Origin of the sequence: Enterocloster bolteae, assembly GCF_002234575.2 — a bacterium.
Lineage (GTDB): Bacteria > Bacillota > Clostridia > Lachnospirales > Lachnospiraceae > Enterocloster > Enterocloster bolteae.
In genome coordinates this window covers 3,873,382-3,892,791 of sequence record NZ_CP022464.2, presented here as the reverse complement: position 1 = coordinate 3,892,791, position 19,410 = coordinate 3,873,382, and the positions used below count along the sequence as shown (strand labels likewise).

Annotated in this window: 16 protein-coding genes; 11 read left to right on the top strand and 5 right to left on the bottom strand. The window is 49.7% G+C overall.

Going from position 1 to position 19,410, the window contains the following annotated elements; translation table 11 throughout:
* The first annotated feature begins 2 nt into the window (after positions 1-2).
* The 3 genes from alr to CGC65_RS18175 all read left to right on the top strand — a co-directional run bounded on the left by alr (position 3) and on the right by CGC65_RS18175 (position 3,938).
* A complete protein-coding gene (alr, locus tag CGC65_RS18185; RefSeq protein ID WP_002564809.1) occupies positions 3-1,181 on the top strand; it encodes an alanine racemase in 1,179 nt (392 codons plus the stop codon).
* A gap of 27 nt (positions 1,182-1,208) precedes the next feature.
* Positions 1,209-2,447, top strand: coding sequence for a dicarboxylate/amino acid:cation symporter (locus CGC65_RS18180; protein WP_002564808.1), 1,239 nt, complete (start codon positions 1,209-1,211; stop codon positions 2,445-2,447).
* A gap of 192 nt (positions 2,448-2,639) precedes the next feature.
* Positions 2,640-3,938: a DUF1576 domain-containing protein gene (locus CGC65_RS18175; protein ID WP_002564807.1), complete on the top strand. Its 1,299-nt coding sequence runs from the start codon at positions 2,640-2,642 to the stop codon at positions 3,936-3,938.
* A 27-nt stretch (positions 3,939-3,965) separates the two neighbouring features.
* On the opposite strand, the gene CGC65_RS18170 is transcribed toward CGC65_RS18175, so the two are convergent.
* Both CGC65_RS18170 and CGC65_RS18165 read right to left on the bottom strand, forming a co-directional pair.
* A complete protein-coding gene (locus CGC65_RS18170; protein ID WP_002564806.1) occupies positions 3,966-4,271 on the bottom strand; it encodes an AzlD domain-containing protein in 306 nt (101 codons plus the stop codon).
* Positions 4,261-4,980: an AzlC family ABC transporter permease gene (locus tag CGC65_RS18165; protein WP_002564805.1), complete on the bottom strand. Its 720-nt coding sequence runs from the start codon at positions 4,978-4,980 to the stop codon at positions 4,261-4,263. Before CGC65_RS18165 ends, CGC65_RS18170 begins: the two co-directional genes overlap by 11 nt.
* A 247-nt stretch (positions 4,981-5,227) precedes the next feature.
* Here CGC65_RS18165 and CGC65_RS18160 point away from each other — a divergent pair, with 247 nt between their 5' ends.
* From CGC65_RS18160 to CGC65_RS18140, 5 genes are all read left to right on the top strand, one after another.
* Complete coding sequence (locus tag CGC65_RS18160; protein ID WP_002564804.1) at positions 5,228-5,653, top strand: MarR family winged helix-turn-helix transcriptional regulator; 426 nt, start codon at positions 5,228-5,230, stop codon at positions 5,651-5,653.
* A gap of 98 nt (positions 5,654-5,751) precedes the next feature.
* Positions 5,752-7,512, top strand: a complete 1,761-nt coding sequence (locus CGC65_RS18155) for an ABC transporter ATP-binding protein (RefSeq protein ID WP_002564803.1) — start codon at positions 5,752-5,754, stop codon at positions 7,510-7,512.
* The gene (locus CGC65_RS18150) at positions 7,499-9,388 is read left to right on the top strand and encodes an ABC transporter ATP-binding protein (protein WP_002564802.1); all 1,890 of its coding nucleotides are present in this window, start codon (positions 7,499-7,501) and stop codon (positions 9,386-9,388) included. Before CGC65_RS18155 ends, CGC65_RS18150 begins: the two co-directional genes overlap by 14 nt.
* Positions 9,389-9,561: 173 nt before the next feature.
* Positions 9,562-11,229: a peptide ABC transporter substrate-binding protein gene (locus tag CGC65_RS18145; RefSeq protein WP_002564801.1), complete on the top strand. Its 1,668-nt coding sequence runs from the start codon at positions 9,562-9,564 to the stop codon at positions 11,227-11,229.
* A 296-nt stretch (positions 11,230-11,525) separates the two neighbouring features.
* Positions 11,526-12,551 (top strand): Rpn family recombination-promoting nuclease/putative transposase, encoded by a 1,026-nt coding sequence (locus tag CGC65_RS18140; protein ID WP_002564800.1) that lies wholly within the window; start codon positions 11,526-11,528, stop codon positions 12,549-12,551.
* Between the two features lie 66 nt (positions 12,552-12,617).
* On the opposite strand, the gene CGC65_RS18135 is transcribed toward CGC65_RS18140, so the two are convergent.
* The gene (locus tag CGC65_RS18135) at positions 12,618-14,027 is read right to left on the bottom strand and encodes a spore germination protein (protein ID WP_002564799.1); all 1,410 of its coding nucleotides are present in this window, start codon (positions 14,025-14,027) and stop codon (positions 12,618-12,620) included.
* 430 nt (positions 14,028-14,457) lie between these two features.
* Entirely contained in the window at positions 14,458-14,850 is a 393-nt protein-coding gene (locus CGC65_RS18130; RefSeq protein ID WP_002564798.1) for a desulfoferrodoxin family protein, read from the bottom strand.
* A 221-nt stretch (positions 14,851-15,071) separates the two neighbouring features.
* Here CGC65_RS18130 and CGC65_RS18125 point away from each other — a divergent pair, with 221 nt between their 5' ends.
* Both CGC65_RS18125 and CGC65_RS18120 read left to right on the top strand, forming a co-directional pair.
* Entirely contained in the window at positions 15,072-15,506 is a 435-nt protein-coding gene (locus CGC65_RS18125) for an RrF2 family transcriptional regulator (protein WP_002564797.1), read from the top strand.
* Positions 15,507-15,536: 30 nt separating this feature from the next.
* Positions 15,537-16,436 carry a YitT family protein gene (locus CGC65_RS18120; protein ID WP_002564796.1) on the top strand — a complete coding sequence of 300 codons (900 nt, stop codon included), beginning with the start codon at positions 15,537-15,539 and terminating at the stop codon, positions 16,434-16,436.
* Positions 16,437-16,478: 42 nt separating this feature from the next.
* Here CGC65_RS18120 and CGC65_RS18115 read toward each other — a convergent pair whose 3' ends face one another.
* Positions 16,479-17,219, bottom strand: a complete 741-nt coding sequence (locus tag CGC65_RS18115) for a tRNA threonylcarbamoyladenosine dehydratase (protein WP_038281913.1) — start codon at positions 17,217-17,219, stop codon at positions 16,479-16,481.
* A gap of 187 nt (positions 17,220-17,406) precedes the next feature.
* Here CGC65_RS18115 and CGC65_RS18110 point away from each other — a divergent pair, with 187 nt between their 5' ends.
* Complete coding sequence (locus tag CGC65_RS18110; RefSeq protein WP_002564794.1) at positions 17,407-19,386, top strand: NAD(+) synthase; 1,980 nt, start codon at positions 17,407-17,409, stop codon at positions 19,384-19,386.
* Positions 19,387-19,410 lie beyond the last annotated feature (24 nt).

Sequence of the window (19,410 nt, the reverse complement as noted above, 5' to 3'; positions counted from 1 at the left end):
AAATGGACGGATATAACCTGAAACGTTCCTGCTGGCTGGAGATCAGTCTGGATAACGTGAGAGACAATTTTTTTGCATTTAAAAAAATGGTGGGGCCGGATGTGAAAGTGATGCCCGCAGTCAAAGCAAATGCCTATGGACACGGAATCGTACCGTGCGGAAAGGAGTTGGAGGCGTGCGGTGCAGATTACCTTGGTATGGGCAGTATCAGCGAGGCCATTAAACTGAGGGAAAATGGGGTAAAGATGCCGTTGCTTGTTTTTGCCAGCAATACCATAGAGGAGGTGGCAGAGCTTTACATCCAATATCATTTAATACCCACCATACTGTCGGAACGAGAGGCAAAAGCCATATCAGATGCAGCCTCCTCACCTGTACCTGTATTTGTTAAAATTGATACGGGAAGGGGAAGGCTGGGCGTAAACGCGGAAGAATTTCCGGACTTTTACAGGAAAATCACAGCATTGCCCAACCTATATGTGGAAGGTGTATACAGTCATATGGCAGCAGTAAACTGGCCGGATGTGTCAGCGGAATACGGTCTGTGGCAATATGAACGGTTCTCCGCTGCAATTGAAGTGTTGGGAGAGGAAGGAAAAAAGATACCATTTTGCCAGCTGGCCAATACACCGGGAGGAATCGCACTGCCGGAAATCCGTATGACCGGAGTGTGTCCGGGACGGGCAATCTGGGGATATTCACCTCTTGACAGGAGGGAGGGGCATCCGCAGTTAAAGCATCCGATTACGGCATGGAAGAGCCGGCTTATACATATAAACCAGGTATGTGGAGGTAAATTTGGGGAGAACTATAAAGCGGTAAAACTGGATTCGCCTAAGCGGATTGGAATTATGGCAGGAGGACTTGGAGACGGTATTAGTCCAAAGCTGGCCGGCGGATATGTACTTCTTCACGGAAGAAAGGCGAAAGTGGCCAGCACAATCAGCCTGGAGCATACCATCATAGATCTGGCAGATTTCCCGGATGCCAAGGTGGGGGATGAAATTGTCATTCTTGGCAGACAGGGAGATGAAGAGATTACGATGGAGCAGAGGATGGAAGAGTGGGGGAGAGGGGTGCCTTCGTTCTGGATTGAGATTTCCTCCCACACGGCGAGGTGTTATTACAAGGAAGGAAAACTGCTGGCTGTATCAGAGAGCGGAGTGCTTCAATATATCTAACGTATTTCTATTAGGAGGGGATTACAAATGTTGAAAAAGTATAATAAGATGAATGATATCACAAAAATCCTTATAGCCATGCTGCTGGGATCATTGCTAGGCATACTGTTGGGGGAAAAGGCTACCTGCATTGGTTTTATTGGAACAATCTGGCTGAATCTGATGAAAATGTTCCTTGTTCCCATTGTCATCTGCATGATGGTAAAGGGGATTACCAGTATGGATAATCCTAAGACTCTGGGAAGAATCGGTATCCGAATCGTGGTCTTTTATATGTTTACCACAGTGGCGGCATCGGTCCTGGGGCTGGTGATAACCGGAGTGTTCCATCCGGGTGTGGGTTTCCAGTTTACAGAAGGCAGTGCGGAGGCTGTAGAGATAGCGGAGCTTCCTACTGTGGGTAAGTTCTTCACAGATATGTTTTCCAGCAATATTTTTGCAACATTTAACAATGCAAATATGATGCAGGTATTAATCATAGCAGTTATTATGGGAGTAGCCATTGTCATGCTGCCCGAGGAAAAGAGGACGCCTGTGCGCAACTGGTTTGTCAGTATGGCGGACTTGGTAATGTCCATCATCAGTATTGCCCTGAAGCTGGCTCCCATAGGAGTATTCTGTCTTATGGCCAATGCCCTGGGAAAATACGGCATCAACCTGCTGCTCACCATGTCCAAGCTTTTAGGTACCTTCTATTTGTGCTGCATCCTTCATCTGATAGTGGTATATTGTTTGATTTTATGGCTGTTTACCGGCATTACCCCTCTGAATTTCTTGAAAAGGAGCTTTCCGACCATAGCTGCTGCCGCCAGTACCTGCAGCAGTGCTGCAGTGATTCCAGTCAGCATGAATGTGGCCAAAGAAAATTTTGAAGTGGAAGACTCAGTTGCAGGATTGGGCATCACGCTGGGCGGAACTATTAACAAGGATGGCGTGGCAGTGCTTTGCAGCGTTGTCATTCTGTTCAGCGCACAGGCCATGGGAATTGCCCTCACGCCAGGACAGATTTTTAATACGATTTTTGTAACAGCTCTGGTTACCTCCACTGGTTCCGGTGTTCCGGGCGGCGGCCTGATGAATCTTATGATTGTAGCGGCAGCAGTGGGAATTCCTCTGGAGATTGTAATTATGGTAGGCGGCTTCTACCGATTCTTTGATATGGGTACCACAACCATGAACTGTCTGGGCGACATGTCTGCCACGGTCATCATAGACAGGCTGGAGAAAAAGAGAACCCAAAGACTGGGTAAGACGGCTAACAGTTAAAGGAAAGGAAGAAAAAAAGATGATAAACGGCGGATGGCTTGAGGAAGGCTGTCCGCCGCTTTTTATGCATGGCACCACTGATTGCCTAACCTAACCCATAATAATAAATTTTCCAATAGAAGTAAAAAATGTCTTTGCCAACCGGGGGTCTATCAGTTATGATAGAAAAAGAATGTTGATTGGGAGGTATTTATGAAACATCTGGAACATTTTCATGAACTGAAATCCCTGACCAGGAAGCAGAAGTTTTTTCTGCTGTCGCTGCTTCCTGTTTATTTTATGGTCATTGGGCTGTTTCTGCAGCCAATCCAGGAAATCGGTCCGGGAATCGTGCGTCTGATAAAAGAGCCGGATTTTCTGATTACGGATTATTTTGTTGTGGGCGGTGTGGGGGCGGCCCTCATCAACGCCGGTGCACTGACTCTTATGAGTATAGGTATCATCTACTTTATGGGTATGGACATGGACGGCCACACCATCACTTCCAGCTGTCTGATGTTCGGTTTTTCGCTGTTTGGCAAAAACCTGCTTAACATCTGGGCTATTTTGGCCGGAGTGTACCTGTACGCCAGGTATCACAAGACGTCCATGCGAAGGTATATTTATATTGGCTTTTACGGCACCAGCCTTTCGCCCATCATCACCCAGATGATGCAGGTGGGCAACCTGCCGGTGGTGATGCGGATGGCCATAGCCCTGGCCGTGGGACTGATTATAGGTTTTGTGCTGCCGCCCCTTTCCACTCATGTGCATTTTGCACACAAAGGATATTCTTTGTACAATGTGGGGTTTGCCGCAGGCATCATAGCGACGGTCATTGTGTCAGTGTTAAAATCCCTTGGAGTGGAGATAGAATCCAGGCTCATATGGTCCACGGGAAACAATGAGATCTTTGGAATCGTGCTGTCCGTACTGTTTGGCGGAATGATTGTATTCGGGGTTGCGGTGCGGGGCAGAAGCATCTGGGAATCTTACAGAAGAATTATCAAATCCTATGGAATCGGCGGAACAGATTATCTGAGAGATGAAGGCGGTGCCAGCACTGTGTTCAACATGGGAGTCAATGGACTGTTTGCCACCTATTTTGTACTGGCAGTGGGAGGTGAACTGAACGGACCTACCATCTGCGGAATCTTCACCATTGTGGGCTTTGGGGCCACGGGAAAACATCTGAGGAACATAGCTCCGGTGATGATGGGGGTATATCTGGCCAGCTTTACCAAGACATGGAACATTTATCAGCCATCCCCCATGCTGGCCCTTTTATTCTCCACCACCCTTGCGCCGGTGGCAGGGGAATTCGGCGTGGTGGCCGGAATCGTGGCAGGCTACCTGCATTCCTCCGTTGCCCTCAATGTGGGAATCGTGTATGGGGGCATGAACCTGTATAATAACGGTTATGCAGGCGGAATCGTGGCCATATTCATGGTTCCTGTCATCCATTCCATCATGGACAGGCGGGCAAGGGCAAGAGGCGGATTGTCGCTGTAGGAGTCCTGGGATGTGAAATGGTTTTATTTACAGAAACAGTTCCAGCAGAAATACCATGGCACATGCGGCCAGGGACACCTGGAACAGGCTCTTTCCCTTCCAGGCCAGAAGAACAGCCACTGCCAGGGCTGCTGCGCCGGACCACACAGAGGCTGTGGCGTGGAGAATGGCAGGAAAGGTCATGACGGACAGGGTGACGTAGGGGACGTAATAGAGAAAAGACTTGACATATACGTTCTTTATCTCCTTCTTAATCAAGGTCAGCGGAAGAAGACGGATCAGGTAGGTCACGCCTGCCATCACAAGAATATACAGGTACACATTATGATTCATGTTCATTTTCCTCCTTTACAGGGAACAGAATGGCTGCGGCACCGGCAATCAGGATGGTTAGCAGGATGATTTTAAAGCCGGATGATAGACCTGCCAGCAGGGGGACATGGGCAAACACAAGGCTTAAGGCCATGGAGGCCAGGATGACGCCGGTGAGAATCCTGCTTGTCTTGGCCGGCGGAATCACCACGGCCAGGAACATTCCGTACAGTGCCACGTTCAGGGCGCTTAAAAGGCGTGCCGGAAGCAGTTCCCCGGAAACAGCTCCCAACAGGGTGCCGAGGGTCCAGCCGGGTACGGCGACACAGATGAGCCCATAGCTGTAAAAGGGACTTAAAAAGCCGGGCCGGCATACGGAAACGCCGAATATCTCGTCTGTAACTCCATAGGACATAAAGAAACGGTGGAAGAAGGGCATGTCTGCGCCCAGCTTCTGGGACAGGGAACAGGACATAAGACAGTAGCGCAGGTTGATGATGAGCTGGGCCACTGCCATTTCCATAAAGGGGGCCCCGGCCTGTATGATTCCCAGTGCTGCAAATTGTCCCGCGCTGGTCAGGTTTGTAAAGGACATGACAACGGACTGTAGGGTGGTGAGGCCGGCTCCCCTTGCCATGATTCCAAATGTAAAGGACACGGCCAGGTATCCCAGACCGATGGGTATGCCGTCTTTTAGTCCGCAATGAAATTGATGTGAATTGTGTTTCATGATAACCTCTCAGAGTATGAATTGGGATAAGACACCCCTACCAATTATAGCAGGAAAATCCAGGTTGTAAATGCGGATTTTATCAAATCATGGGGGAACCCTCCTGAACCTTACCGGACCGGTCCTGCCTGGCGCCGGAGCCGTTACAATTGTGTGAATTTGGTTGACAGACCGGATAGGTTGCCTTAGAATTGTTAGGTGACTAACAGAAACTGTTTTTCTGCATATAATAAAAGGAGTAAATTCCATGGCTGTTAATCCTACCGTCCGCCTTATCGCCACCCTTTCCAACCTGATCCGGCGCAAGATTGACAGCGCTGAGGGTGTGGGAGGGCTGACACCTGCCCAGAATGGAATCCTGCACTTTATTCTCGGCCGCTGCAGGGAGCAGGACCTGTTTCAGAAGGATATAGAGGAGGAATTTAACCTGCGCCGCCCCACGGCCACGGAGATTCTGAAGCTGATGGAGCGAAAGGGCCTGATTTACAGGGAGGAGGCGTCCTATGACGCCAGGTGTAAAAAAATCATTCCCACTGAAAAAGGATGGGAGCTGGAAGGACGGGTGCTTAAGGATATCCTGGAAATGGAACAGTTCATAACACGGGATATTCCAAAGGAAGAACTGGATACATTCATCCGAATCGGGATGAAAATGATGAAGAATCTTAAGTAATGGGGAAGGGCCTATGGCTGCCACCAGGCAGCGCCGTCTTAGGCTCTTTAAATTGCCCCAAAATCCAAGGGAATTTACAAAAAAAGGAGGTTTTAACAGTGAAAGGACAACATCAAAAGACAGTCCGGGCTTTGCTTGGCTCAGTCCGGGAGTATAAAAAGCCATCTCTTCTCTGCCCGGTTTTTGTGGTGCTGGAGGTGCTTATGGAAGTTCTGGTGCCCGGCGTCATGGCACTGATGATTGATAAGGGGATGAGCGGGGGAAGTATCGGCTACATTCTGAAGATTGGAGCCGTGCTTTTAGTTATGTCCATGATGGCTCTGGTATTCGGTATCCTGGCAGGGACGAATGCGGCCAGGGCCTCGGCAGGTATGGCACGGAATTTGAGAAAGGATATGTTCCACCACATACAGGAGTTTTCTTTTTCCAATATTGACCGCTTTTCTCCTTCCAGTCTGGTGACGCGTCTGACCACGGACATCACCAATGTGCAGAATGCGTACCAAATGGTAATCCGCATTGCTATCAGAGGCCCCATCATGCTCTGTTTTGCGCTGATTATGGCTATGGGAATCAGCAGGGAGCTTTCCACCATCTTTTTTATCGTGCTGCCAATCCTGGCAGCGGGGCTCTTTTACATTGTGATAAAGGCCCATCCCTATTTTGAGGCTGTATTCAAGCGCTATGACGTGTTAAACCGCGTGGTTCAGGAAAATCTGAACGCCATCCGGGTGGTAAAAGCCTATGTGAGGGAGCCGTATGAAATCGAAAAGTTCCGGCACATATCCCAGGAGGTCTTTTACCAGTTTAAGTATGCGGAAAAGATTGTAGCCTGGAACAGCCCGCTGATGCAGTTCTGCATGTATAACTGCATCCTGCTGGTATCAGGGCTGGGAGCCAGACTCATTGTGGGAAGCAGAATGACAACAGGTGAGCTCACCAGCATGATTATCTATGCGGTCCAGATATTGTCCAGCCTGATGATGCTCTCCATGGTGTTTGTGATGGTCATCATGGCCCGTTCTTCGGCAGAGCGTATCGTGGAGGTGCTGGATGAAAAGAGCAGCCTGTCAGACCCGGATGATCCGGTACAGGAGGTGGCGGACGGCAGCATTGACTTTGAGCATGTGTCTTTCAGCTACATAGGAGATAAGGAGAAGCTGGCTCTTAAGGACGTGGATATCCACATAAAATCCGGAGAGACCATAGGCATACTGGGAGGGACTGGAAGTTCCAAGACCACTCTTGTGCAGCTGATACCAAGGCTGTACGATGTGACCGGGGGCTGTCTTAAAGTGGGCGGACGGGATGTGAAGGAGTATGGGCTTAAGTCCCTGAGAAATCAGGTGGCAGTGGTTCTGCAGAAAAATATCCTGTTCAGCGGCACCATCCGTGAAAACCTGCGGTGGGGCAATGAAAATGCCACGGACGGGGAAATCGAGCGGGCCTGCTGTCTGGCCCAGGCAGACGAGTTTATCCGGCAGTTTCCCGACCAGTATGAAACCTATATCGACCAGGGAGGAACCAATGTATCCGGGGGACAGAAGCAGAGGCTCTGTATTGCCAGGGCCCTGCTCAAGAAGCCTAAGATATTGATTCTGGATGATTCTACCAGCGCAGTGGATACGAAAACAGACGCCATGATTCGCAGGGCGTTCCGGGAGGAGATTCCTGACACCACCAAAATAATCATAGCACAGAGGATATCCTCTGTGGAGGATGCAGATAAGGTGATCGTGCTGAACCACGGCGCTGTGGATGACTTTGGTACGCCCCAGGAGCTGTTTGCCAGGAATAAGATTTACAGGGAAGTATTTGAATCCCAGAAGAAAGGGGGAGATGATCATGATGGGAAATAAGAAAAATGCAGCCGTGAACCACCATTATGCCAAAACGGCAAAACGCCTTATGGGGTATGTGGCAGGCACTTACAGGCTCCAGTTTGTCTGTGTGCTGGTGACCATTGTCATAAGCGCTCTGGCCAATGTGGCGGGACCGCTGTTTTTGATGGTGCTCATAGATGATTTTATCACCCCTCTCCTGGGGCAGCAGCATCCTGATTTTACGGTTCTGAACCATGTTATGGCAGGGCTGGCAGCCTTTTATGTGGTTGGGGTTATTTGTACCTACACTTATAACCGTCTGATGATAAATATTGGCCAGGGCGTCCAGAAGCGTATCAGGGATGAGATGTTTGAGCATATGCAGACGCTGCCTGTACGGTATTTTGACCGTCATCCCCATGGAGAGCTTATGAGCCGTTATACCAATGATATCGACACCCTGAGACAGATGATTAACCAGGCTCTGCCCATGGTATTGTCCTCCTTTGTCACCATCATAGCCATATCCGCGGTGATGATAGGTATCAGCGTTCCCCTCTCTGTCCTGGCAGCAGCCATGATAGTTCTCATGCTCTTTGTCAGCAGGACTCTGGCAGGCCGGTGCGGACGGTATTTCGTGGCGCAGCAGCTGGCTATCGGAAAGGTGACGGGATACATTGAGGAGCGTTTAAGCGGACAGAAGGTCATCAAGGTATTTAACCATGAGGAGGAGACCAGGGAGGAATTCGACAAGTTGAATGACCGGCTCTATGACAGCGCATTCCACGCCAACAAGTACGCCAATGTTATTATGCCGGTCATTACCAACATAGGCAACCTGCAGTTTGTGCTCACAGCTATCGCAGGAGGAATTCTGTCACTAAGCGGCCTGGCAGGGCTGACCCTGGGCCAGATTGCTTCTTATCTCCAGTTTACAAAGAGCTTTAACCAGCCCTTTGCCCAGATATCCCAGCAGTCCAATTCCATTATCATGGCCCTGGCAGGGGCAGAACGTATTTTTAATATGATGGATGAGGAACCGGAGACAGACCGGGGAGATGTGACCCTTGTCAATGTCCGTATGGATGAAAGCGGAAAAATGACAGAGGTACCGGAACGGACCAGCCTGTGGGCCTGGAAATGTCCCTGTGAGGACGGCACGGCCGCATACACAAGACTTACCGGTGATGTGCGGTTTCAGGATATGGACTTTGGATACGAGCCGGGGCATGCAGTGCTCCATGACATCAGCCTGTATGCGAAGCCGGGGCAGAAGCTGGCTTTTGTGGGAGCCACAGGGGCGGGAAAGACCACCATAACCAATCTGATTAACCGTTTTTACGACATACAGAAGGGCTCTATCACATATGATGGTATTGATATCCGCCATATAAAGAAAGACGACCTGCGCCGCTCTCTTGGCATCGTGCTCCAGGATACCCACCTGTTTACCGGTACAATCAGAGAGAATATACGATATGGAAAGCTGGATGCCACGGACAGGGAGATCTGCGATGCGGCGAAGCTGGCCAATGCCGACCAGTTTATAGAGATGCTGCCGGAAGGATACGATACCATGCTTACAGGAGACGGCGAGGAGCTGTCCCAGGGCCAGCGCCAGCTTTTAGCCATTGCGCGGGCAGCCATTGCAGATCCTCCGGTCCTGATTCTGGATGAAGCCACTTCCAGCATTGATACCAGGACAGAGGCTATGGTGCAGAGAGGCATGGATGAGCTGATGAAGGGCAGGACCGTATTCGTCATAGCCCACAGGCTTTCCACCATCCGCAATTCCGACGCTATCATGGTACTGGACCATGGACGTATTGCTGAGCGGGGAGACCACGAGAGCCTGATAAGGGAGAGGGGAATGTATTACCAGCTGTATACAGGCGGGCTGGAGCTGGAGTAGGAGAGACGCCTGTGACAGGGAGGTGGCAGGAAGGTGACAGGGAGGTGGCCGGTGACGTGGCCGGCCCAGCCAAACTGCTTTCCATGTATTGACTTTCCACGGAGAATGCAGGTATAATTTCCTGTATTGGATTCTGCCAAACAGGAATCCGTTAAAAACTAGGAGGAAATGTTATGAAGAAAAAATTAAGCCTATTGCTGTGTGCAGCCCTGACAGCCACTACCCTGGCCGGCTGCGGCCAGGCACAAAGCAGTCCTGCCGGTACAGATGCCGGTACAGAAGCTTCGGCAGCTGGGACCGCCGGGTCAAAAGAGGGAGAAAAGATCCTTACCTATGCAGTGATGGAGGAACCGGAAACACTGGACCCTACACTGAATAACTACAGCACATCGTCCACCTTCCTGCAGAATATGTTCTGCGGCCTGTTCCAGCTGGAAGCAGACGGAAGCCTGAGCAATGCCATGTGTGACACATATGAGGTAAGCGAAGACGGGCTGACCTACACCTTCACATTGAAGGACGGACTTAAATGGTCCGATGGAAGTGATCTGACGGCAGGAGACTTTGAATATTCCTGGAAGCGCGTCCTGAATCCTGATACGGCTTCCCCGGCTGCTTGGGAACTGCACTATCTGAAGGGCGGGGAAGAATACAACACACAGGGCGGCTCTGCCCAGGATGTGGGGGTAAAGGCTGTGGATGACAAAACCCTGGAGGTAACCCTGAAAGCACCTACGCCATATTTCCTTTATCTGACAGCGTCCAGCAACTTTTTCCCTGTCAAGCAGGAGGTGGTGGAGGGACAGGATCCCTGGACCAAATCCGCGGATACCTATGTGTGCAACGGTGCATTTACCCTGGAGAAGATAAATCCCCAGAGCAGCTATGTGCTGAAGAAAAATCCCAATTACTATGACGCTGGTTCCGTCAAACTGGACGGAGTGGAAATCGTGATTATCCAGTCTCCGGAGTCAGCCCTGTCCGCATATAATGCAGGTGAGATTGACGCTATGGGCGATAACCTGGTAACTTCCCAGGCCATTGACCAGTATGGGAATACAGAAGAACTGAAAGGATATGACAAGATTGGAACCAGATATTACGATTTCAACTGTTCCAAAGAGTATCTGTCCAATCCGGATGTGAGAAGGGCCCTGGCCATGGCTATTGACCGCAGGACAATCTGCGAGTCCATCGTTCCGTCAAAGCCTGAGCCGGCCTACGGATTCGTGCCTTATGGGATACCATATGAAGGCTCCTCCGAGGATTTCCGCACCGTATCAGGTGATTTGATTCAAGAGGATGTGGAAGCTGCAAAGAAACTCCTGGCAGACGCGGGATATCCCAATGGAGAGGGACTGCCTGTTCTGACCTTTATTGTTACCAACACAAAAGAGAATAAGGACATTGCCCAGGTAATCCAGTCCATGTGGAAGGATAATCTTGGAGTCCAGGCAGACATTGTTACCTTTGAGTCCAAGGTGTACTGGGATGAGCAGAAGGCCGGAAACTTTGATGTTTGCTTTGACGGATGGACCGGTGACTATCTGGATCCGGACACAAACCTGAACTGCTTTACCCAGGCCCGCGCCTATAACCAGAACCGCTGGAGCGGGGACAATGCCATGAAGTATGACAGCATGATAGAAGAATGCCGGAACCTGGCGGACAACAGCAAGCGTATGGAGATATTCAAGGAGGCGGAGGCCATCCTGATGGATGAGATGCCCATTATACCGCTGTATTATCTGAATGCCATCGTCCTGGCTAAGCCTGATGTGAGCGGTCTGGTGAAGAACGCAAACGGCCATACCCTGTTCAGAAATGCGGATAAGCTGTAATGGCTATGATTTAAAACAGAAGATTGGCAGCGCCGGATATCTCTCCTTTGGCAAAGGTAAGGGATCCGGCGCTGCTTTTTGCATGGATATAAAGCGTATTTACTCCGTTTAAAAGCAGGGGAGATATTGAAAGCAGTACCTTTATATGTTATACTGGACCAATCAGATTGTTTCTGAACAATCTATATAAAAATCTTTTCCGGCATAAAATCCAATGTTTTTGCCGGGTACTGGCGTATCTGCCGGGATTTCCGTTCATATCACATAAATCAAATAGTTCATGGAGGACAATGCCTATGGGAAAATGGCACAAAGGGCGTATCAGACGTTTTTTTAGGGAAGGAAAGAAAAAAGTGGATTTGCAGCTAAAACAGCTGGCAGACAGCGGAAGGCCCCTGGATATAAGCCTGACCAATGACTTCGCCTTTAAGAAAACATTCCGCAACAAGACTGCGCTGACAGGGCTTTTAAGCAGTCTGCTGGACATTCCGGCAGGTGAGATCACCAGTCTGGAATTCCCGGACACATTTCTCCACGGGGAATATGCTGATGACCGGGAAGGAATACTGGATGTAAAGGTGCGCCTGAACCACTGTAAGAAAGTGAATATAGAAATACAGCTTTTGTCACATCCTTTTTGGGAAGAACGGAGCCTCTTTTATATCAGCCGTATGTATACAGAAGACTTTTTGAAAGGCCAGAATTATGATGCGTTGGAGGAGTGTATACATATCAGCATCCTGGGATTTCCACGGAAAGGAACAGAGCATTTTTATTCGGTCATACGGCTTATGGATGATAAAACCGGGTGTGTCTATAGTGGCAAAATCAGCCTGCGTGTGCTATACTTAAGTCAACTGGTTTCCTGCAGTGAGGAGGAAAAACAAACAGAGATATATCACTGGGCAAAGCTTATATCCGCCCGTGACTGGGAGGTGCTTAAAGATATGGCAAAGAGAAACCGTTATATGAAGGAAGCGGTGGAGGAACTGGAACGCCTGAATGCCGACAAAGAACTGCGTTATCTGTACCTGGAGCGCCTTAAGGCAGCCAGTGACGAAGCTACCATGCAAAGCTATTATAAGAGGCTTGCAGAAGATGCGCAGAAGAATGGGCTGGAGCGGGGCTTGTCGCAGGGATTGGAACAGGGCTTGTCGCAGGGATTGGAGCAGGGCTTGTCACAGGGCATTAAAGCCCTTATAAAAGATAACCTGGAAGAGGGGAAAGACAAAAAAGTCATACTGGCCAAGCTGGAGAAACATTTTTCATTGACAGAAAAAGAGGCGGAGGCCTATTTTGATATGTATAACAATATGAGTTAGGAAACAGAACCGGCCAAAAGGCCGGTTCACTGTTTCTCTATTCTGCTTTACCATGGGATAGGTCAATTATTTCTCTGTATGAGGCAGCCGTCCCCTGAGAAAACGCTTTTTTAATTCTGAGAGGCTAAATGGAATCAGAGGATAAATATAGCTCTTTCCGGCAATGGTTCTGTTGAATATGATGGCACAGGCGGACAGGATGATTCCGATGACAAATCCCCATATATTCAGGATGGATGTCAGTATTAATATGATGATACGCATGAATTTCATGGCATATCCTAATTCAAAGCTGGCCTGGGAATAATTGGCAATGGTAACAAAGGCCATGTAGAGCATGGTCTCACTGTTGAACCAACCTGATTTTACTGCATATTCGCCCAGAACAATACCGGCAATCACACTGAGGGGGGTGGTCAGCATATTGGGGGTATTGACAGCCGCCAGCCGCAGGCCGTCAATGGCAAATTCCAGTATGAGAAGCTGCCAGATTAAAGGCACATTAAGCGGGTCCGAAAGCCGGATAAATGCCAGCCAGTCCGGTATGAGCTCCGTATTCTGCATGAACAGAAGCCATGTAGGGGTTAGAAGCAGGGACAGCAGGGATATGGTCATCCTGGACAGACGGAGGTAAGTGCCTGTAATAGGAGGAAAGTAGTAATCATCTGCCTCCTCAATGATATCAAAGACAGAGGAGGGAAGTATCATGGCAGAAGGAGAGTTGTCTACCAGGATGATGATATTTCCTTCCAAAATTGAAGCGGCAGCTGTGTCCGGCCGTTCTGAAAATTTAAATTTCGGGAATGGATTGAACCATTTATAGGGAAAGAGACACTCTGCCAGGCTTTCCTGATTCATGGTCAGCGCATCTACCTTCAGATTCTGAATCCGTTTCTTGATTTTATCCAGGAGCTGCTTATCAACCCTGTTTTCCATATAACAGATGGCAATGTCAGTGTGGGAGCTCTCTCCGGCAGATGTTATTTCCACGGTAAGCCTGGGATCGCGGATTCTCCGCCGAATCAGGGCCGTATTAAAAATCAGGGTTTCCACAAAGCCATCTCTGGAGCCCCGCATGACTTTATCCTTTTCCGGTTCGCTGACACCGCGGGAAGGATAGGTGCGGCAGTCAATCGTAATACATTTATCATAACCGTCAATAAAGAGGCAGGATACACCGGACAGCAGCTGGACGGTCATATCCTGGTCATTGGAAAGCAGTCCGATCTCTCCGTATGGAACATACTGTTTGGAGAAGCCGTGGGCGTCCTTTGGCATATCCTCCGGTTTGATGGTGGAGAACACCTGCAGAATTTTCAACAGGGATTCATCCTTTGTAAAACCATCTATGAAATAAAGACATGCTTCCCGGCCGCCGATGTGGACTACGCGGTAAACCACGTCAAAATTCGTCTCTACATTCAGCTTCTTGTGAAGGTAAGTAATGTTGTCTTTTAAATTTTGGGAAAATTCCATGGTTTCTTCCTTTCTGTGTGACTTCAGATAAAAATTATGGCTTAAGTTAGTATGTACCGATGAAAGATAAATATACAGAAGACATTTGTCTTTGGTCTGCGGACGGATGGGAGAAATTTATATAAAAACTTGTATATAGGGGAAAGGAATTCACTAATATGCACAAAAATGATTGACAAATCATGGGAGCGGTGGTATAGTGTCCATGTAAGAAGCACAAAGGAGTGCCTTACGGGTTTTTGTTTGGTATGGGGATGCCAGATAAACTAATAGTGTGACGGTTTTTGATCGTGACTGAGAGCTGCCTTCTGTGGGGGAAGGGCGGCTCTCATTTTTTTGTCCGGATGCTTCCGGCATTCTGCCCCGGTAATGGCAGCGGGTATAAAAACTGTCATCCGGGGCTGTTTGAGGAGTGTTTTGCCGGAAGGAATCAGATTGATTTTTTCCACAGTCCGTGAAGATTACAGTAAGCGTAAGCAGCAGCAGGAGCGTCCCCTTCTTCCAGGGTGAAGGATGCCACTGGTTCGCAGTCAGGGGTCAGGGGAACACGCATGACACAGCCGGCTTTTGTCACAAGGCACACCCATCCGATGCTGTGTTCCTGACCCATGGGATGGAAAATGTTTCCAACCTTGACTGTTACATGGAGTCCGTCCTGTTCCACTACCGGAAGATGTTTTTCCGCTGCGCCCTCAGTGGCTGCTGGGTCCAGGATTTCAAAGGGTTTGCAGGAATCAGGGAGAGCTGCATTGGGAGCCGGTGAAAGGGCCTCCAATACGATATTGTGGTTTTTGTCAGTCAGGAATACCGGTTCATTCTTCATGAAAATCCTCCGTTCTCAATCGTCAGCAGGCCGGCCTTATGGAATCGGACCTGCAATTTTTCTCAGTTTCCATATTATTTTCCCGAAAATAGTGCACTCTATTCATAAAGCATTTAGGCAGACCTGGCAGGGAAGATAACTTACTATTGACATATTTCCTACAGGAATAGTATGATATACTCATGGCAGGATAAAATTTAAGACAAAGGACGTGAACATACATGCTAGTATCGACAAAAGGCCGTTATGCTCTCCGCACCATGGTGGATTTAGCCATCCACGGAGACGGCGAGCCCGTTAAAATAAAAGACATAGCCAACCGGCAGGGGATATCCGGTAAATATCTGGAGCAGATTATCTCTATCTTATCCAGAGCCGGATTTGTGCGCAGCATCAGGGGAAATCAGGGGGGTTATTATCTGGCCAGACCGTCATCGGACTATACGGTGGGTTCCATTTTGAGAATCACAGAGGGAAGCCTGGCTCCGGTGGACTGCTTAAGCGGAGATAAAAACCCCTGTACCAGGCAGATGGACTGTGTGACCCTGCGTCTGTGGCGCGAGCTGGATGAGGCCATCAGCGGAGTGGTGGATAAATATACGCTGGAGGATTTGGTACAGTGGCAAAAAAGCATGAAGGATAATTATGTGATATGATAACTAAATGAAACAGGAGCGAATTTTCCTATGGGACAGATTCTGAGAATCTCAGCTTTTATCAATCAATGGAAGAAAGACAGGCGGGTAAGAACCGGTATCACAGTGGCTGCGGTGTTTGTATCCGCCCTCATCCAGTCCTATGCACTGCAGGTTTTTGTGCGGCCGGCCGGTATCATATCCGGTGGATTTACAGGCATGGCCATGCTTGTGGAACGGCTGGGGGAATTGAACGGGCTTAATATTCCCATGCAGGTCACCATGATTATGCTGAATATTCCGGTGGCAGTCCTGTGCTGCAAGGGAATCAGCTTCCGTTTTACCATATTTTCCCTGGTGCAGGTATTCTTAAGCAGTATTTTTCTGCAGATATTCAACTTCAGCCCCATCTTTACAGATGAGGTGCTGAATGTTATTTTTGGCGGCGTCATCTTTGGAAGTGCAATCGTCATTGCTCTCAGGGGAAACGCGTCCACCGGAGGCACGGACTTTATAGCCCTGTTTGTATCCAACCGCACCGGGCACTCCATCTGGTCCTATGTGTTTTTTGGAAATGCTGTTATGTACTGCTTTTACGGTGCCATTTTCGGCTGGAAGCACGCGGGATACTCCATTATCTTCCAGTTCATCTCCACACGCATGATTTCCGCCTTCCACCACCGCTATGAGCTGGTTACCCTTCAGGCAACCACCATGAAGGGGCAGCAGGTGGTGGACGCCTATATCAGCCATTTCCGCCATGGAATGTCCTGTGTGGAAGCTATGGGAGGGTACAGCAAAAAGAAAATGTACCTTTTAAATACAGTCATATCAGCCTATGAGGTAAACAACGCCATCCACATCATGCAGGAAGCAGATGAACATATCATTATCAATGTGCTGAGGACACAGCAGTTTGTAGGCAGGTTTTACCGGGCGCCCCTGGAATAGGGCCGGTATGAATCATTATAAAACGAAGAGGGATATCTGCGGCTAAGCCAGCCCGCAGATATCCCTTATGATTTCTCCTGCAATAACAAGTCCGGCCACAGGCGGTACAAAAGAAATGCTTCCGGGAGTGGCGCGGCGGCACCCGGTATCCTCCGCTGTCTGTCCGGGGGTAAGAGGCTGTTCCGGCGACCAGCAGACCTTTAGTTCCCTGATGTTCCTGGCTTTTAGTTCCCTGCGCATTACCTTGCAGAGGGGGCATACAGAGGTCTGGGAGATATCGGATATACGAAAGAGTTCCGGGTGAAGCTTGTTGCCGGTACCCATGGAAGCGATCACAGGGACAGCGTGGGAGGCGGCAAAGCCTGCCAGGGCAAGTTTGGCTGTCACGGTATCTATGGCATCCAGGATATAATCCACAGAGCTGCCCTGTCCCATCTGGTGCTTCATACGTTCAAAAAGGCTTTCTATATTATCGGGAAGCACAAATTCCTCAAAGGTAATAACCTGTGTGCCGGGACAGATGTCAGCAATTTTGTCCTTCATGACCCGGGTCTTAAACTGCCCCATGGTACTGTGGAGCGCAATACTCTGCCGGTTAATGTTGGTGAGGGAAACCGTATCATTGTCCACAAGAATCAGGCGCCCCACCCCGCACCTGGCCAGGGCCTCCGCTGCATGGGACCCAACCCCTCCGACTCCGAATACAGCCACTGTGGAGTTCTTAAGCTTATTCATCCCCTCAGTGCCTATGAGCATCTCAGTTCTGGAAAATTCATTTATCATCATAGAAACAACTCCTGTATTTTATTTGTTTTTATGATTGTATAATAGAATTGAGGGGATGTAAATGGGGAGTTTTTCCCAAACTCTTCCCTGGTTCATGTACCTATCCGGCCCAATTCCTCCCTATATTTTTCTGTCAATCTGTGGTATATTAAATCAAAACAATTATTTTCAATGGAGGCCAGACATGAAAGATGGATTTTTAAGGGTAGCAGCTGCCACGCCAAAGGTCAGGGTGGCTGACCCACAATATAACGCACAGCAGATTATGGACTTGATTGGTCAGGGATACAGCAGGGGAGTGAAGCTTATGGTGTTTCCGGAGCTTTGCCTTACCGCGTATACATGTGCGGACCTGTTTGGTCAGAAGGCCCTGCTGAGAAGGGCGAAGGAAGAGCTGGGCCGTATTGTCCGGTTTACGGACGGAAAGGACATCCTGGTGTTTTTGGGGCTTCCCTGGGAGCGGGACGGGAAGCTCTACAATGCAGCGGCAGCCATCCAAAAGGGCAGACTTATAGGCGTAGTGCCCAAGCGGAACCTGCCTAATTATTCGGAGTTTTATGAGGCCAGGAATTTTTGCCCGGGCAATGAACGGCCGGTGATGACCTGCTGGAACGGAGAGAAGGTCCCAATGGGCACCAACCTTTTATTCAGGTGCAATACCATGCCGGAACTTACGGTGGCAGCTGAAATATGCGAGGACGTGTGGGTGCCATGCCCGCCCAGCATCAGACATGCCCTGGCCGGGGCCACGGTGGTGGTAAACTGCTCTGCCAGCGATGAGACCACAGGCAAGGACATGTACCGCCATGATCTGATATGCAGCCAGTCAGCCAGGCTGGTGTGCGGGTATGTCTATGCCAATGCGGGGGAGGGGGAATCCACCCAGGATTTGGTGTTTGGCGGCCAGAATATTATAGCTGAAAACGGGACCTGTCTGGTGGAGTCCAGACGGTTTATCAACGAGAGCATATGTGCTGATATGGATTTGGAACGCCTGGACAGTGAGCGCAGGCGCATGAGCACATTCCCGGACCCGGCAGCAGCCAGGGAGGAAGGCGGGTATCTGACCGTGGAGTTCAGCTTTGATGCGGTTTCGGAGGACAGCGCAGGGAGTCAGGATACCCAGACCCATGGTTCCACGCAGCCGGGCGGTGATGTGCTCCGGTACGTGGACCCGGCTCCCTTTGTGCCCAGGGATGAGAGACAGAGAAACAGGCGGTGTGAGGAGATACTATCCATTCAGGCCATGGGTCTTAAGAAGCGTCTGGAGCACACGGGATGCCATGAAGCAGTGATAGGACTGTCGGGAGGGCTTGACTCCACGCTGGCTCTGCTGGTAACTGTGAGGGCTTTTGACAGCCTCAGGATCCCCAGGTCCGGCATACATTGCATAACCATGCCCTGCTTCGGGACCACAGACAGGACTTATAATAATGCCTGCACCCTGGCCGGAAAGGTGGGGGCAAAACTCCGCGAAATTAATATCAGGGAGGCGGTGACACGCCATTTTGAAGATATCGGCCATGATATGGACAAACATGATGTGACCTATGAGAACAGCCAGGCCAGAGAAAGAACCCAGGTTCTCATGGATATCGCCAATGAGGTGGGAGGCCTGGTAATCGGGACCGGAGACATGTCGGAGCTTGCCCTGGGATGGGCTACCTATAACGGCGACCACATGTCCATGTATGGTGTCAATGGGTCGGTTCCCAAGACCCTGGTCCGTCATCTGGTCCGCTACTATGCGGATACATGCAATGAAAAGGAGCTGGCGGATGTGCTCCTTGATGTGCTGGATACACCTGTGAGTCCTGAACTTCTGCCCCCGGAGGACGGCCAGATTTCACAGAAAACAGAGGATTTGGTGGGGCCTTATGAGCTTCATGACTTTTATCTTTACTATATACTCAGATACGGATATGCCCCGTCCAAGATTTACCGTCTGGCAATCCAGGCGTTTAAGTCTCAGTATGACAGGGAGACGATCCTTAAATGGCTGAACGTGTTCTACAGACGTTTCTTCAGCCAGCAGTTTAAGCGTTCCTGCCTTCCGGACGGGCCTAAGGTGGGTTCTGTGGCGGTTTCCCCCAGAGGGGATTTGAGGATGCCCAGCGACGCATCGGGCAGGGTGTGGCTGGAGGAACTGGAAGGCATCAAATAAGCAGTGTCAGGAGAATGAATACGG